The 14,314-nt window shown below is 46.0% G+C and carries 8 protein-coding genes; 2 read left to right on the top strand and 6 right to left on the bottom strand.

From position 1 onward, the window contains the following. Positions 1-468 precede the first annotated feature (468 nt). Entirely contained in the window at positions 469-3,129 is a 2,661-nt protein-coding gene (clpB, locus tag O9295_RS21955) for an ATP-dependent chaperone ClpB (RefSeq protein ID WP_288035363.1), read from the top strand. A gap of 93 nt (positions 3,130-3,222) precedes the next feature. Here clpB and O9295_RS21960 read toward each other — a convergent pair whose 3' ends face one another. Together O9295_RS21960 and acsF are read right to left on the bottom strand one after the other, a co-directional pair. Then, positions 3,223-3,744 carry a zinc ribbon domain-containing protein gene (locus O9295_RS21960; protein ID WP_288035351.1) on the bottom strand — a complete coding sequence of 174 codons (522 nt, stop codon included), beginning with the start codon at positions 3,742-3,744 and terminating at the stop codon, positions 3,223-3,225. Between the two features lie 163 nt (positions 3,745-3,907). After that, the gene (acsF, locus tag O9295_RS21965; protein ID WP_288035352.1) at positions 3,908-4,984 is read right to left on the bottom strand and encodes a magnesium-protoporphyrin IX monomethyl ester (oxidative) cyclase; all 1,077 of its coding nucleotides are present in this window, start codon (positions 4,982-4,984) and stop codon (positions 3,908-3,910) included. Positions 4,985-5,559: 575 nt separating this feature from the next. Between acsF and O9295_RS21970 the strand changes: the two genes are divergently transcribed. Next, the gene (locus tag O9295_RS21970; protein ID WP_288035355.1) at positions 5,560-6,681 is read left to right on the top strand and encodes a hypothetical protein; all 1,122 of its coding nucleotides are present in this window, start codon (positions 5,560-5,562) and stop codon (positions 6,679-6,681) included. Between the two features lie 128 nt (positions 6,682-6,809). On the opposite strand, the gene O9295_RS21975 is transcribed toward O9295_RS21970, so the two are convergent. The 4 genes from O9295_RS21975 to O9295_RS21990 all read right to left on the bottom strand — a co-directional run bounded on the left by O9295_RS21975 (position 6,810) and on the right by O9295_RS21990 (position 13,707). Beyond that, positions 6,810-8,300 carry an ATP-binding protein gene (locus O9295_RS21975; protein WP_288035358.1) on the bottom strand — a complete coding sequence of 497 codons (1,491 nt, stop codon included), beginning with the start codon at positions 8,298-8,300 and terminating at the stop codon, positions 6,810-6,812. A 1,168-nt stretch (positions 8,301-9,468) separates the two neighbouring features. Further along, positions 9,469-10,281 (bottom strand): UDP-3-O-acyl-N-acetylglucosamine deacetylase, encoded by an 813-nt coding sequence (lpxC, locus tag O9295_RS21980; RefSeq protein ID WP_190723111.1) that lies wholly within the window; start codon positions 10,279-10,281, stop codon positions 9,469-9,471. A gap of 131 nt (positions 10,282-10,412) precedes the next feature. After that, on the bottom strand, positions 10,413-12,398 hold the full coding sequence (locus O9295_RS21985; RefSeq protein WP_288035365.1) for a BamA/TamA family outer membrane protein: 1,986 nt from the start codon (positions 12,396-12,398) through the stop codon (positions 10,413-10,415). 430 nt (positions 12,399-12,828) lie between these two features. Next, the gene (locus O9295_RS21990; protein ID WP_288035360.1) at positions 12,829-13,707 is read right to left on the bottom strand and encodes an Hpt domain-containing protein; all 879 of its coding nucleotides are present in this window, start codon (positions 13,705-13,707) and stop codon (positions 12,829-12,831) included. Positions 13,708-14,314: the final 607 nt, after the last annotated feature.

Consider the following 14,314-nt stretch of genomic DNA (forward strand, 5'->3'; position numbering starts at 1 on the left):
AGCTTTTGGGGGGTAGAACCCCCCAAACCCCCCGTTGGGGGCGTGGCGCCGCCCCCAAACCCCGGAGCGCATTAGTTTTTCGGTGGGATGCTTACACGCAGCCGCTGACGCATCTGTAATAATTTGAGAGTCACTTCACTCGCAGGAGTGCCTCTCCTGATATGTAGCCTATACTCAACGGATTTAGTATGATTGACGAATTTGCCTTATTTCAGCTTCTATTTTCAAGTCAGGAGATAGGAGATAGGAGATAGGAGATAGGAGATAGGAGACTTTTTTATTTATTCTCCCCACACCCCACACCCCACACCCCACACCCTACACCCTACACCCTACACCCCACACCCTACACCCCACACCCCACACCCTCTTTCAAGTCAGACCCTTTGTCGAGCCTGGAACTTTGTGATCGATCGAGACTCCTTGCTATACTATACCTCTGACACTGGCTTTCCTCATTGGTGCAGAATGCAACCCACAGACTCGAATAAATTTACCGAACAAGCTTGGGATTCGATCGTTAAATCGCAAGAAATTGCGCGACGCTTTAAAAATCAGACCTTAGAGGTGGAACACGTTATTATTGCCCTCCTAGAGCAGAATAACGGTCTAGCCACCCGGATTTTACAAAAAGCTAATATAGAAATTCCGCGACTGCAACAACAGCTAGAAGTCTTCACCAACCGACAGCCGAAAGTGGCCATCGTCGATCAATTATACTTAGGTCGTGGTCTCGATCTGCTGCTCGATCGCGCGGAAGCATCCCGGGAAAGTTGGCAAGATAAATTTATCTCCGTCGAACATCTTCTCGTCGGTTTTGCCGAAGATGAAAGGGTGGGCCGGAAATGTTTACGCACTTTCAATCTTGACCCCCAAGATTTAGAATTAGCTATCAAAGCTATTCGCGGTACTCAAAAGGTTACTGAACCCAATCAAGAGGAAAAATACGAAGCTTTAGATAAATATGGCCGGGATTTAACAGCAGCGGCCAAAGAAGGCAAATTAGACCCGGTTATCGGTCGTGATGAAGAAATTCGACGGGTGGTGCAAGTCCTCTCGCGACGGTCGAAAAATAACCCGGTTTTAATCGGTGAACCGGGAGTAGGAAAAACCGCTATTGCTGAAGGATTGGCCCAAAGGATTGTTAACGGAGATGTTCCCGAATCTTTGAAAAATCGTCAGTTAATTTCCCTCGATATGGGAAGTTTAATCGCTGGGGCAAAATATCGAGGCGAATTCGAGGAAAGATTGCGGTCAGTTATGAAAGAAGTTACCCAATCAGAAGGGCGAATTATTCTCTTTATCGATGAACTACATACCGTCGTCGGTGCGGGTTCTAGGGAAGGAGGATCGATGGATGCGGGCAACCTATTAAAACCTATGTTAGCTCGGGGAGAATTGCGCTGTATTGGGGCGACAACTTTAGATGAATATCGCAATCATATTGAAAAAGACCCCCCTTTAGAAAGACGTTTTCAACAGGTTTATATTAAGGAACCTTCCGTGGAGGATACTATCTCAATTCTCCGGGGTTTAAAAGAACGTTATGAGCTGCATCATGGGGTGACAATTACCGATTCGGCCCTAGTGGCAGCAGCTAACCTATCCCATCGTTATATTAGCGATCGTTTTTTACCGGATAAAGCGATCGATTTAGTCGATGAAGCGGCGGCAAAATTAGAGGTAGAAAGTACCACTAAACCCGCCGATTTGGAAATGATAGATCGTCGATTAATGCAGTTACAGATGGAAAAATTCTCCTTAGAAAAAGAGGAAAAAAAAGATAGAGCTTTTCAAGAGCGTTTAGAAAGAATTATCGAAGAAATTGAGGAATTAGAAAGTAAACAAAAGCCTCTCGCTGACCAATGGCAAACCGAAAAACATATCGCCGAGGAAATTAAATTATTGCGAGAGGAAGAAGAACAATTGCGCCTACAGGTGGAACAGGCGGAACGAGCTTATGATCTCAATAAAGCAGCCCAATTAAAGTATGGCAAACTAGAAATTTTACAGGGGGAATTAGAAGTAAAAGAAAAAGAACTAGAAACTATTCAAGCGGCAGGTTCGACCCTGTTAAGACAACAGGTAACTGATGCTGATATTGCCGAAATAGTTGCCCGGTGGACGGGAATTCCCGTCAATCGTTTAATGGAATCGGAACGACAAAAATTATTAGAATTAGAGTCTCATTTACAGAAAAAAGTTGTCGGACAAAATGAAGCGGTCACGGCAGTAGCAGCGGCGATTCGACGCGCACGCGCGGGAATGAAAGATCCCTCGCGTCCGATTGGTTCATTTCTGTTTATGGGACCCACAGGAGTGGGTAAAACCGAGTTAGCGCGGGCCTTGGCGGGGTTACTGTTCGACTCCGAGGAAGCCATGGTTCGCATCGATATGTCGGAATACATGGAAAAACACGCGGTTTCGCGGTTAATCGGCGCGCCTCCGGGTTATGTGGGTTACGAGGAAGGGGGACAACTATCGGAAGCGGTGCGTCGTCGTCCCTATTCTGTGGTTTTATTGGATGAAGTGGAAAAAGCCCATCGGGATGTTTTTAACATTTTATTACAAGTGCTTGACGATGGGCGCATTACCGACTCTCAGGGGCGAGTGGTGGATTTTCGGAATACGATTATCGTCATGACCAGTAATATTGGCAGTGACCATATTTTAAATGTTTCCGAAGATGCCGATTATGAGGAGATGCGGACACGGGTTTTAACAGCTTTGCGGAGTCATTTTCGTCCCGAATTTTTGAATCGTATCGACGATTTAATTATCTTCCATACCCTCAAAAAAGAAGAATTGCGTTACATTGTTCGTCTGCAATTACAGCGTCTGGAAAGATTATTAGCAGAACAAAAAATCAATCTAGAATTAACTGCGGCAGCAGAAGATCATATCGTTACTGTTGGTTACGATCCTACCTACGGTGCGCGACCTTTAAAACGCGCTATCCAACGGGAGTTAGAGAATCCTTTAGCCACAAAAATTCTCGAACAAGCTTTTATGGAAGGGGATACGGTAGTAATTGATTGTCTGGATGAAGTGTTAAGTTTCCGCAAAAAGGAGCTAGAAAAGGAAGGGCAAACATTAGAATTAGCCGTGGTTAACCTCAGTTCGGATTAAAACCAGACAGGGGATATATTCCCCTCCAATTCAGCCAATATAAACAAAATTTTGCCCCAAAAGGCCTGGTGAATCTAGCTAAACAGGTTTTGCCTATTGCTGTAACTGATGACCACAGCTACTACAAAAGCGATCGGTTGCCGCTACTTTTGCCCCGCATTGACGACAAAATCGGACTTTGCTGACGGTTTTTGCGTCTCCCATACTCATTTTCATATCTCCCATTTGCATTTCCATGGGGGTAAAATTCATCGACATATTGCCCATTTTCATCGGTTGCATCGGTTGCATCGGTTGCATCGGTGAGGAGGAGAAACTGGTAGCAGTGGTCGATTGAGAGGACTGAGAAACTCCAGAGGTATGAGGAGAGGAAAAACCGATACTGCTTCCCTGAATTTGGATTCTGTGGGGTCCGGTTTCGGTGATAATTTCAATAATTGCCCCTTGGGGAATTATCTCTATTTGGGGTTCTTGTGTCCAAACTCCCGTGGCAAAACTACTGCTAGACTGCTGTTGTTGTCCCACCGCACCACTAGCGAGAGTTACAATCGTCTGCAGCCCTTGATTATCGAGATAGAGACGTTGTCCTGTGGGTAATTCACTATAAATAGCCATATTTTTGACAGGAAAAAGTAAAAAGTAAAAAGTAAAAACCTAGTTCACACCCCTAGGATCCAGTCTAGCGAGGATACAAATGTTAGAGGATTTTCTTAAGAATTTTATCGACAAAAAAAGGGTGGTTAACCCACCCTCACCATGTCTCAAGAAAACAAACTTTTTAACGGACGCTACCGGCTAATTTATCGACCCGAATCGGTTTCATCAGGTACAATTTGAGGAATTGCCAAGCGTTAGAGGCGAAGATAGGCAATTTCTTCAGGAATTTAACCGGTGCGGGACTGTTTTCGCTATCGATCGCCCGTAATCCCTCGTTATTGCCAACACAAATCTCTAGGCGATCATAAAATTCAGGACTATCCACATCGAGAATAATCGGGAAGACGCGGCCGGCGGTTTCATTGGTCTTCTCGATCACATACTTATCGTACTCGCGAGCGTCCAAACCGAGAATGGCGTAGAAACCAGAACGCTGAGTATCATTGAGATACATAGTAGCGAAGACCGAAAGCAGGAAGAAACGACACCAGAGACGAGCGCGCCAATCATTAAGAATATCAGGCTGCGCGCGCATGATCGCATCGAAGAAGTCCCCGTGACGGTTTTCGTCTTGACACCAATTCTCGAAGAAGTTAAAAATCGGATAAACCCGATCTTCGGGATGTTGTTCGAGATGACGATAAATGGTGATATAGCGCCAATAACCGATTTTTTCGGAAAGATAGGTGGCGTAGAAGATAAATTTCGGTTTAAAGAAGGTGTAGTTACGGCTTTTGGTTAAAAATCCCAAGTCAAGGGAGAGGTTAAAATCCGATAAAGCCTTATTAAGGAATCCAGCGTGACGCGCTTCGTCCCGGGACATGAGGTTAAAGCATTCTGCCAAGACGGGATTTCTGTCTTTTAAACGTCTGCCGAGTTCTTTGTAGAGAAGAAAGCCAGAAAATTCGGCCGTGCAGGATCTTTCCAGAAATTCCACGAATAAGCGGCGAGTTTCGCCATCAATATGCTCCCAAGAGCGATCAAATTCTTGATTGCGAACGAAGTGATGCCGGTTATAATCGGTACGGAATTCCTCTAAAATCGCTTTCAGTTCTTCCTCGTTAGCGGCGATCGACATTTCCGCCATCGCTTCAAAATCAGTGGTGTAGAAGCGGGGAGTGAGGATCGTTTCTTTAGCGGGAACTTTTATACCCGGACGGATTTCCTCGAATTCTGGTTTTTGGATCGTGCTGACCATAGGGATTATTGGTTTTACTCTGGGATGATGATTGAGACGAGTAAAGGCTCTGACTTGATAATGACCAGCCGTGAAAAAACGGCTAGGATTCACTATAGCAAGCTCTCAGCCCTAGACTCCCTTCCTGTTCATTAAAAGTTACAACTCTTAATTAAGCTGTGTGAACAAACGCGGCTTTTTCGCTCCCAGTCTTGACAAATGTTCGGAGAGGTGGGGTTTGTTCGGTGATCAGTAAACAGTCATCGGTAATCGGTGAACTGAAAACCCACATCTGATAACAAGGTCCGAATCTAAAACCTAATTGGTTAAGCTAAAAGCTTTGATGTGCTTAGTTTCTACCTTTCTAGAATCCCGGAAAACTCCCGTTATTTTAGCTTATTGTCAGAAATTTAGTTAAACAAGGTTTTTGGGAATATGCTAATCTGGCCAACAAGCTTTTGGGCGTGATATGGGGAAAACTTCTTGTGTTCACGCCTAAATGGATTGTTATACAGAAGGTTGACCCATATCGTTACCCCGGAGAGTGTTATAGAGAAAGTTTCCGTATAATATTTAGTTCGGCGAAGGAAGCGACGTTGTTGACCATCCACACTTCGGGCGACGCTATCGCCCCCAAGTACTCCATCATCATTCCAGGGGAGACCGTGGCCCGTGCTTCGGACTACCTGGAAAGGTTGCGAGCCAGCCGGACACAACCTGGAGACTGTCTGCGTGAGCGCCTCCAGGGCTCGAACCTTCAAGCACTGACAGAACTGGAGCTTCTCGGCAAGTTGCTCGACACCAAGCGACCTCAGATCTTCGCCGAGATGGCCGTGTCCGGAGACGGATCCGATTGGAACCTGACCGAACTCGGTCTCCTGGGCGATATCTCGATCGCTGTACCGGTGACCGTCTTCGACGACGGCAACCATCGTTCCCCGACGCCGCACGCACCTCCCTTTTCGGCGATGTTGGTATTTACTCCGGGCGCTCTCCTGTGTAATGGCTGGGGGAATACCCCGGCCGATTGGAGCGAGGCGACTGCGGCGGATGGGCGGTTGTCTACAGAGGGGTACTATAACCTGTACCGGCGCAGACTCTTGCCGGTCTTCCGGTATATAAACTGCCGAGCAGCTAAGCCGCGATCCGCCTTCGTGACCTTACCGGGCCTCGGCTGCGGGCAGTTCGCCGGTCCGTTCCGGGGTCAACTTGGCGCGCGTTTGCAGATGGCTTTGCAGAGACTCTTGACCCAGCACGGCGCCTCTCTTCCAAACCTGAAGGCCGTCTACTTCGACCCGTACAGCGAGTGCGAAAACGCCCGCGTCGAGATTGAAGGCATATCGTTCATGGTCCGTCCGCTGCGGCTGCCGGGGAACGAGGAGAAGTCGCAGCTGTGCCACCCGGTCGCCTATGCGGAGCGGGGCGACGATTTTTCTGGATGCGCCCTGTACAGTTTGGTCGCCTGGGACCATGTCTCTTGGCCGGGCAACGACTTCTTCGGGGGCTCTCGCGCCACCGACGATGGTGTCAAGGCCGCCGCGACCAATTCGATGTCGGCGCTTACCGGTGTTGAGGGGCAGTACGACCCAGGGCAGGGGAAGTACCAGCCACCTCAGCCCTACCGCAACTGGGAAGCGGTGGTCGAAGATAGCAAGCGCAGGCGACGCCTCCGATTGTGGAACCCGTTGACCGTGTGGCAGTCGACTGAGCGATCGTAGGTGTGCGTGCAAAGTTGGAGCCGCAGGGGCAGGGCATCCTCGCCGAACAAGCGCATGCACCTGACGGGCTTCGTCCCCAGGTGATGCGCAGCGTTAGGCATACCTATCACGGCTAGATCAAGCAACTCTTATTCAAGAGGTAGTGACCTGGCACGAGATCCCTTAACCTTGTTGTCAATATTTCGCAATATATTTGCACTGAGAGCATAGGCATATAAACTTGCGGGCTCAAAGCGAAATCTTATATCTTTGTATAAAAAATTGGCATCCCTAATAGTTTTACTTGTCACCAAGATCGGTTGAGATATACCTGGATTCTTTTTTAAAAATTCTGTGCAGTTGTCCAGTTCGGAAGGTGTACTATGAGGGCGATCGCTCCACTTAACCTCAACTATCCAAGAAGGTGATTGATGGGCAGCATCTAAATGTACAATATCAATTTCTCCAGTTTTCCATCGTGCGTAATAAAGCTCAGTCGTTTTACTGTGCTGCCATTGACTAAAAATAGCGGTTTCAGTCATGGCTCCCATCGCCTTAGAGTCTGTTTCAAGCTGACCAAATAGCGCGGCGCGCATTGACGGATTGGTTAAATAGACTTTAAAGCAAACTGCTCTCTTAAACTTTTTAGCGTTTTGATCAATTCTCTCTACTCGGCGGATTAGGAATGCAGCCTCAAGATACTCGAGGTAACGTTTGATAGTGTTTTTAGCTACACCAGAGGATTGCGATAACCCCTCGAGACTTACTTCGTTGCCTGAATTATACGCCAGGGTTGTGAAAAGTCTATTCAGTTCTTGAATATCACTAATCCCATAAAGGCTTGGCAAATCTCGAAGTAAAACTTTGTCAATGATATCGCTTTTAATATATTGTCCAGGATCCTGTCGAATTGTTTCAGAAAAGACAGCTTCTGGATAGCCACCGAAGTTCAAATAATTAATAAAATTCTCATTCAACTGATCAATATCTTTAGACACAAACTCATAGATCTTAGATGGATAACTAGAATCTTCAGAGCCATGGACATTTGTCTCTATTAATTCATTTTCTTTTCCTATAAACATTAAATATTCAGCAAAGGTTAGCGGTGGCAGGATATAGTCGCTGAATCGACCAGCACCAGACTCAGTGCTTTTAAGTCTTAGAGCAGCAGCAGCAGAGCCAGTAGCGACAAATCGACAGATTGGAAATGAATCAACCAGGGATTTTAGATGAATTTCCCACTGACGCAAGTATTGAATTTCGTCAAAAAAGACAAATAGCCTCGAATTGCGATCGTGATTGAATAGTTCCTGAAAATACTTAAGTATCCGCTCTAATGGAAGCCCTGTATAAATTGGAGTTTCAAGAGAGACATATAAAATATTTACCGCACTAATGCCAGAATCTAGGAGCAGACGAATAGTGTGATAGACCATGACAGTTTTACCAACACGCCTGGGTCCCATCAAGACTGTTGCTCGACGCACACTTGTGTCCAAGATGTTTTGAGAAAAAGCCTCAAAGTACTTGCGCCGTGGCATATCTTCATAGATTACTTTTCCCTTACGGTCTGTCTCCCACCAAGGATTATCAAATTGAAGGCGGGAGAGGATGTCTTCTTTTGCGATCTCGAGCATAAGACTAAAGTTAGAGAGCTAATCTTAGTCTAGCCGAGAGTCGAACTAAGGTCAATCAGTTAATCTTATTTTGGGTTCTGAGACGGAATCATGAATGAGCGTTGCTGTATCTAAAGCCTAACCCTTCGTTGGTGCGGACCGAATATCGGTTGTAGGTAAGTGCCAGGGTTGTCTGTCGCCGCACAACTTCACCGTTATGCCTCAAACCATAGAGATCTCAACCCAATACAAAAACTAAGCTAAGAAAAAGTGGGATTGCATCAGTTCGCCCCTAATGGGACCTAAACTAGAATGACATAGTGGGACTTAGACAAAAAACAAATCGAGAAAAGCCTCAACTCCAATCCCCGCTTGGGATTTACTTCGAGAAGCCCAAAATCGCTGAAACCCAGATAGATCAAGGAAAATCATAAATCGAGGTTAAACCTTTGTCCCGTAATGGTTTGAGCCTTTTTTGCTGACCGAAAACGCCTAAGTCCCAATAGTTTAATCTCATAGAAAGTAATGCCGACTGAAACCCCCAAAACATACCTAGAACAAGCGATATAAATTTTTGTCAAGGGGTGCGGTCAGACATAGGAATCATTGCTAGAATCCCGGAAAATTCCTGTTGTTTCAGCTTATTGTCAGGAATTTAGTTAAACAAGGTTTTTGGCAATATGCTAATCTGGCTAACAAGCTTTTGGGGGTGATATGGGGAAAACTTCTGGCGATTGCGCCTAAATGGAGTGATATACCGAAAGTTGACCCATATCGTTAACTCTGGAGAGTGTTATACAGAAAGTTGCCGTATAATATGTAGTTAGGCGCACAGGAAATTTAGTGCGATCGCTATCACTGTAGGGTGCGTTCCCTAATGTGGCTCCCACTGCTCCACTGATCGATTTTGGGGAACGCACCATGCACATTTATTGAAGCTGTGGGTTAAAGTGCGATGCTGCTCTGGTGGGTTGAGTTCTGGATTGGCAACCTGTCACCGAGCAAACCCGACGATGTTGGAATGATTCTGATAGCTGACGGCTAATAGCTAAGGGTTATCAATGCTAGGATAAAGGCTTGAGTAGAGAACGATCGAGCGAAAGCCATGTCATCGACAGAAGTAAAAACCCCGCCCCCAGACAGCCCCACTTCCCACTACCCTATACCTTTTAAACAGAATTTAGTATAATTAACCCTGAATTGCTTTAGCTAATTGAACGTGAAGTTTATGACTGGCTTTAAAAGCCATGTAATGAGCGGTGGGAATAGTTCCCAGTAAACTCAAATCACCAATTAAGTCCAATAATTTATGTCTTGCTGGCTCATTTTCAAAGCGTAAAGGAGGATTTAACCATTGATTTTGATCGCAGACTAAAGCATTTTCTAAACTGCCTCCTTTAATTAAACCAGCCTTTTGTAAATATTCAATTTGATCGGCAAAACCGAAAGTACGGGCAGCTGCGATCGCTTGACTAAAACTTTCCTGATCAGGACTCCAACTATACCATTGATTACCGATCGGTTTATAGGTAAAATCGATCCCGTAGGTAAAACGTAATTCAGGGGAAGGAATCGCCGCCACAAAAGCATCTCCTTCGTACAACCAAATCGGTTGAGAAATAGTTAAATCTGATGGAGAAAAAGAGTTATCTAAACCAGCATTTTTGATCGCTTCTACCCAGATTTTGGCCGAACCATCGAGGAGGGGAATTTCCGCACCATCCACCTCAATGCGAGCATCTTCTACCCCCAAAGCGGTTAAGGCCGCTAATAAATGCTCAACAGTTCTAACCTTGGCTTCTCCTTGTCCCAATTCCGTTGATAAAGTCGTTTGGTAAACCGAAGAAACTAGAGCGGGAATAATCGGTTGATTGGCTAAATCTCTGCGGACAAAATAACGTCCTTCCCCCGGATTTGCCCCACAGACGCGCACCTGGGTTATCTCCCCCGAATGCAGGCCAATTCCCGATAATTCAAATTGTTTAGCGATAGTAGAAACCATAATTATTAAGTAATAAAGTGAAAAGCTTATTAGTGGTTTTGGGGGTTGGGTTTTAGGGTTTTAGGGTGTTGGGGTTTTAGTTGAATTTCCCTATTTCCCCATTTCCCTAATCCCCCACCCCCAATAACTGATTAGAATCGTTCCCCGATACCGAAATGGAGACGAGAACCACCATCGACATTAAAACCGTAGTCAACCCGAATTTGGCCGACGGGAGATTGTACCCGAACACCTAAACCGTAACCGAGACCGGTACCGGGTAAACCCCGGACAATCCCGGGTTGACCGGGGACATCTCCTTGGGAACCAATAGTAGTGCCGAAATCGACAAATAACGCCCCCCCAATAATTGCTACTATGGGAAAACGATATTCGGCCGTCGCTTGGAAATAACTGCGACCGCTACCCACTTCTCCCTCGGCGTAACCCCGTACAGAGTTACTACCCCCAACGATAAAAGCATCGTAGGGGGGTAAATCGCCTAATACTGTCCCTGCTTGCACATTAAAAGCGAGGGATTGCTGACCTTTAAAAATATCGGTTTCAAAGAGATTAAAGGAATTAATAAACCGAACGGGGATAAAGTAACTGTAACTACCCCGAACACGAGTGCCGAAAATACTGCCAGAACCGACCGGAATAGTTTGTTCTAAACCTAGACGCAGGAAAGAACCACTGGTGGGCTGCAGGGGATTATCGCGAAAATCTCGAATAGCGCCAATATTTAGAGAAAGTAGATCATCGATCCCAGAGGAACTAAAAGCCAGTTGTTGACTGCCAAAACCGTTGAGAGGTGCAGACAGAGGGGAGATGTCACCATTGGCATTTTGCACCTGTACCTGTTGATAGTTAAAGCCTAGGGACACCACCCATTTTGGTTTCGTAAACACATCGGCGGCCAAAGGACGGACAAAAGTAATACCGCCACCCGTCCGGACGATACGGGGACTATCATTATCGTTCAGCGTCCGAATCGAGGAATTTTCCCCATCATAAACCAGAGAAATCGACTGTCGCCGGAAAACGTTCACCGTGTAGGAAGTGCGGAAATTATCCGTGGCAATCCAAGGATCGGAAAAACTCAGATCGAATAAAAATTCCCGTTCCCCTAACTGGACTTCTGCCCCTAAAGTTTGGTTATTACCGCCAAAATTGCGCTGTTGATAGCTAACAGTCCCGAATAAGCCCGCATTCGAGCTAATACCACCCCCAGCGGCTAGGGAACCGGTATTACCTTCCACCACATCGACGTTAACAATCACCTCCCTTGGGTCGCTGCCAGGAGAAAAAGACAGACGCACATCCTCGAATAAACCGAGACCGAAAACACGCTGTAAATCCTGTTGGGCCGTATTGCGGTTAAAAATATCCCCCGCTTTTAGGCGCATTTCCCTAGTAATGATAAATTCTCTAGTTTTACCCTTGACCGGTTCCTGTTCGACGTTAAAGTAGCGTACTTGAATTTTTTCGATTAAACCTTCGGAAATGACCAGAATCACCCGACCATCGGGAGTGACTTGCGGCGCACCGATTACCTGGGCCAGATCATAGCCGTTTTTGCTGTACCAGTCATTGATTTTTTTTACCCCCGCCTGTAATTCCCGCAAATTCAGGGTTTTGCCGTATTGACTAGCGAAAATTTCCTCGACCACCCCGGTAGGTAAAATCGATTTGTCCAGGGTTTCCGGGGCAATTTGAATCTGTACGCCCTGAAAAACGGGGTTAGCTTGCACCTCAAAGGTGACTCGCACCCCTAGAGGCGTATCTTGGGGAACTGCCCGCACATCGGCAAAAAAGCCCGTGGCAAAAACGGCGTTAATATCTTCTTGCAGTTGCGATCGAGTCGTGCTTCGTCCTGGTCGGGTGCGAATGGTATTATAAACTAGATTTTCTAATTCTCGATCGGACCCCTGTACTACCACTTCGGCCACCAAAACTCGCGACTCCTCCGCCGGCACCGGTGGGGCTGTTGTGGGAGTTTCTGCGGGGCTTGGGGTTTCCGTCGGGGTTTCCGTCGGTGCTGCCACGGGTGGCGTAGTTTCTCCCGTCGCAGGAGGAGACTGTACTATCTGCTCGAAGCGGGGAAAAACCGTTTCTTGCGGTTCTTCTTCGGCCATTACCGTCCCGTGAAATAATCCGAAAATAGCCAGCAGCAGGGCCAGCGAGGAATATCGCCCCGAAAAATTGAGATTTTTAAGCACTTCCACACACCCATTAACACCATTATGGTTTTGTTTGTTTTCTCTGCCCGAGAAATTTAACGAACGTTAAAACTCTAGCAGATTGCTTACTCTCAGTAAATCCCAGCTTGACCGGTGACTAAAGAGATACTGCATCAGGTCTGATATTGGTCAGCCGTCAGCATTAAGTTTTTATCTTGCCATATCTTAGCTTTTTCCGGTTTGGCTCTATCCCAATTCACCCTCTAGAATTATTGCCACCTCGGTGGGCGCACAATTAATTACATATCTTCCTAACTCACGAAAATTAAAAACAATTAAGTTTATTCTCCTGGGAATCCCCCACCTTTTGACACCAGCGCAGATGTCAACGTCTCATTTGTAATAACTGTACCAGTTGCGAGACCTGTTGGCGATTAAACATTTGCAGCAGGGTACTAGCTACTAATTCCGGTTCTAGGGTGATCAGGATTTGTGGTAATTTGGCGGTGGCTAATAACTGCAATTCTTGACTGACGGTGATTTCTTCCCCGCGACCCCATTCCAATAAATCACTAGCTTGTTTTAATTCTTTAATAATAACCGGGGCGAGAGTGCGGTAGGAATGTTTGGGGTTAGCCAGGGCTGATTGGGCATTTTTAACTAAATATTGCCACTTTTGCTGTTCTGAAGCCAATTGAGACAGAGATAAAATTAATTTTTGTAATTGCTGACGGGAAGCACTGGTTTCTTCCTGTTTGAACAGTTGTAACATCTGTTTGAGGATATCTCTGACGCTGATGGAGATAGAAGAGGTTGCCGCAATAGCTGGGGTAGATTTTTTTTGGTCGAGAAGATAGTTAAGATGGGCTTGTAATTCGGCAAAAGTCGGTTCACCTTTTTTAACGATAGCGTTAGCTTCCTCTGCTTGCAAACCTAATGGACCGGGCAGCTTATCGAGCAATATCTGAAGCAGATCATAACCCTCGAGGAACAAAGATTCTAATTTTTGATCCACTTGTAGGGGATTTTCTTTCAGTATTTTGAAAGCATCCTCAAGACGGTGAGCAGTTTTTTGGATACTGCTATAACCTAACATGGCCGCCCCCCCCTTGATGGAATGGGCGGCACGAAACATCTCGTTCATCTGTTCAGTATTGTTCACGAGATTGCCTAAGTCTAAAATCCCCTGTTCCAAAGTTTCCAGGTGTTCTTTTGCTTCTTCGATGAAATAGCCGAGAATTTTCTGCGCGTTAGCGGAGTCCAAGGTCTTATCCCCCCTTATCACGATGCTGTCTAGTCCTAGATTGCCCAGTTTTTCAGGAAATATATCAGTTATGGGGCAATGGCTAGGAAAACTGGCCCAGACGGACACAAGCTAAGTTCAAAAGCCTGCCCACAAAGGTTCTCAGCTTCTCTTGCTCAAAATAGATCGATACAACGGCAGGCAAAAAGCTAAGGAAAGAATCGGGGATGGGAGCAAGCTGACTAGAAATTATTATTGATCAGAGGGAACTGAGTTGTTGACTATCTAAGATTACTCCTTAAGACCGCACCGGAGTTGGCAGTAGGGAACAGACAACGCCAGAACAGTAGGTGGCCATCCAGAGATGATGCCAAATCCCCTCATACTTCATCTTGCTCTTGAGCAAAAACGCTGTCACCACCATCAAGAGCTAATTAGAACAAAATTACTAGACAAAAAGACCCGACCAGAAAAAACCCTAAAGTCCGAAAGGCTGATGTAGCAAGGGATAGAAAAAAGATCAAAAAATTTTGCCAAAAGGGGTTGACAAACTTAGGGAAGTTAGATACATTGGTAAATGCGCGGTTGAAGCGAAGCGAAAGCGAAGCGAAACAAACGACGCTGGAAC

This window comes from Microcystis sp. LE18-22.4A (genome assembly GCF_027531105.1).
Lineage (GTDB): Bacteria > Cyanobacteriota > Cyanobacteriia > Cyanobacteriales > Microcystaceae > Microcystis > Microcystis aeruginosa.

Excerpts from the sequence above, each read along its gene's own strand:
- acsF (WP_288035352.1), bottom strand. The coding sequence starts at position 4,984 with ATGGTCAGCACGATCCAAAAACCAGAATTCGAGGAAATCCGTCCGGGT.
- O9295_RS21975 (WP_288035358.1), bottom strand. The coding sequence starts at position 8,300 with ATGCTCGAGATCGCAAAAGAAGACATCCTCTCCCGCCTTCAATTTGAT.
- clpB (WP_288035363.1), top strand. The coding sequence starts at position 469 with ATGCAACCCACAGACTCGAATAAATTTACCGAACAAGCTTGGGATTCG.
- O9295_RS21985 (WP_288035365.1), bottom strand. The coding sequence starts at position 12,398 with ATGGCCGAAGAAGAACCGCAAGAAACGGTTTTTCCCCGCTTCGAGCAG.
- O9295_RS21960 (WP_288035351.1), bottom strand. The coding sequence starts at position 3,744 with ATGGCTATTTATAGTGAATTACCCACAGGACAACGTCTCTATCTCGAT.
- lpxC (WP_190723111.1), bottom strand. The coding sequence starts at position 10,281 with ATGGTTTCTACTATCGCTAAACAATTTGAATTATCGGGAATTGGCCTG.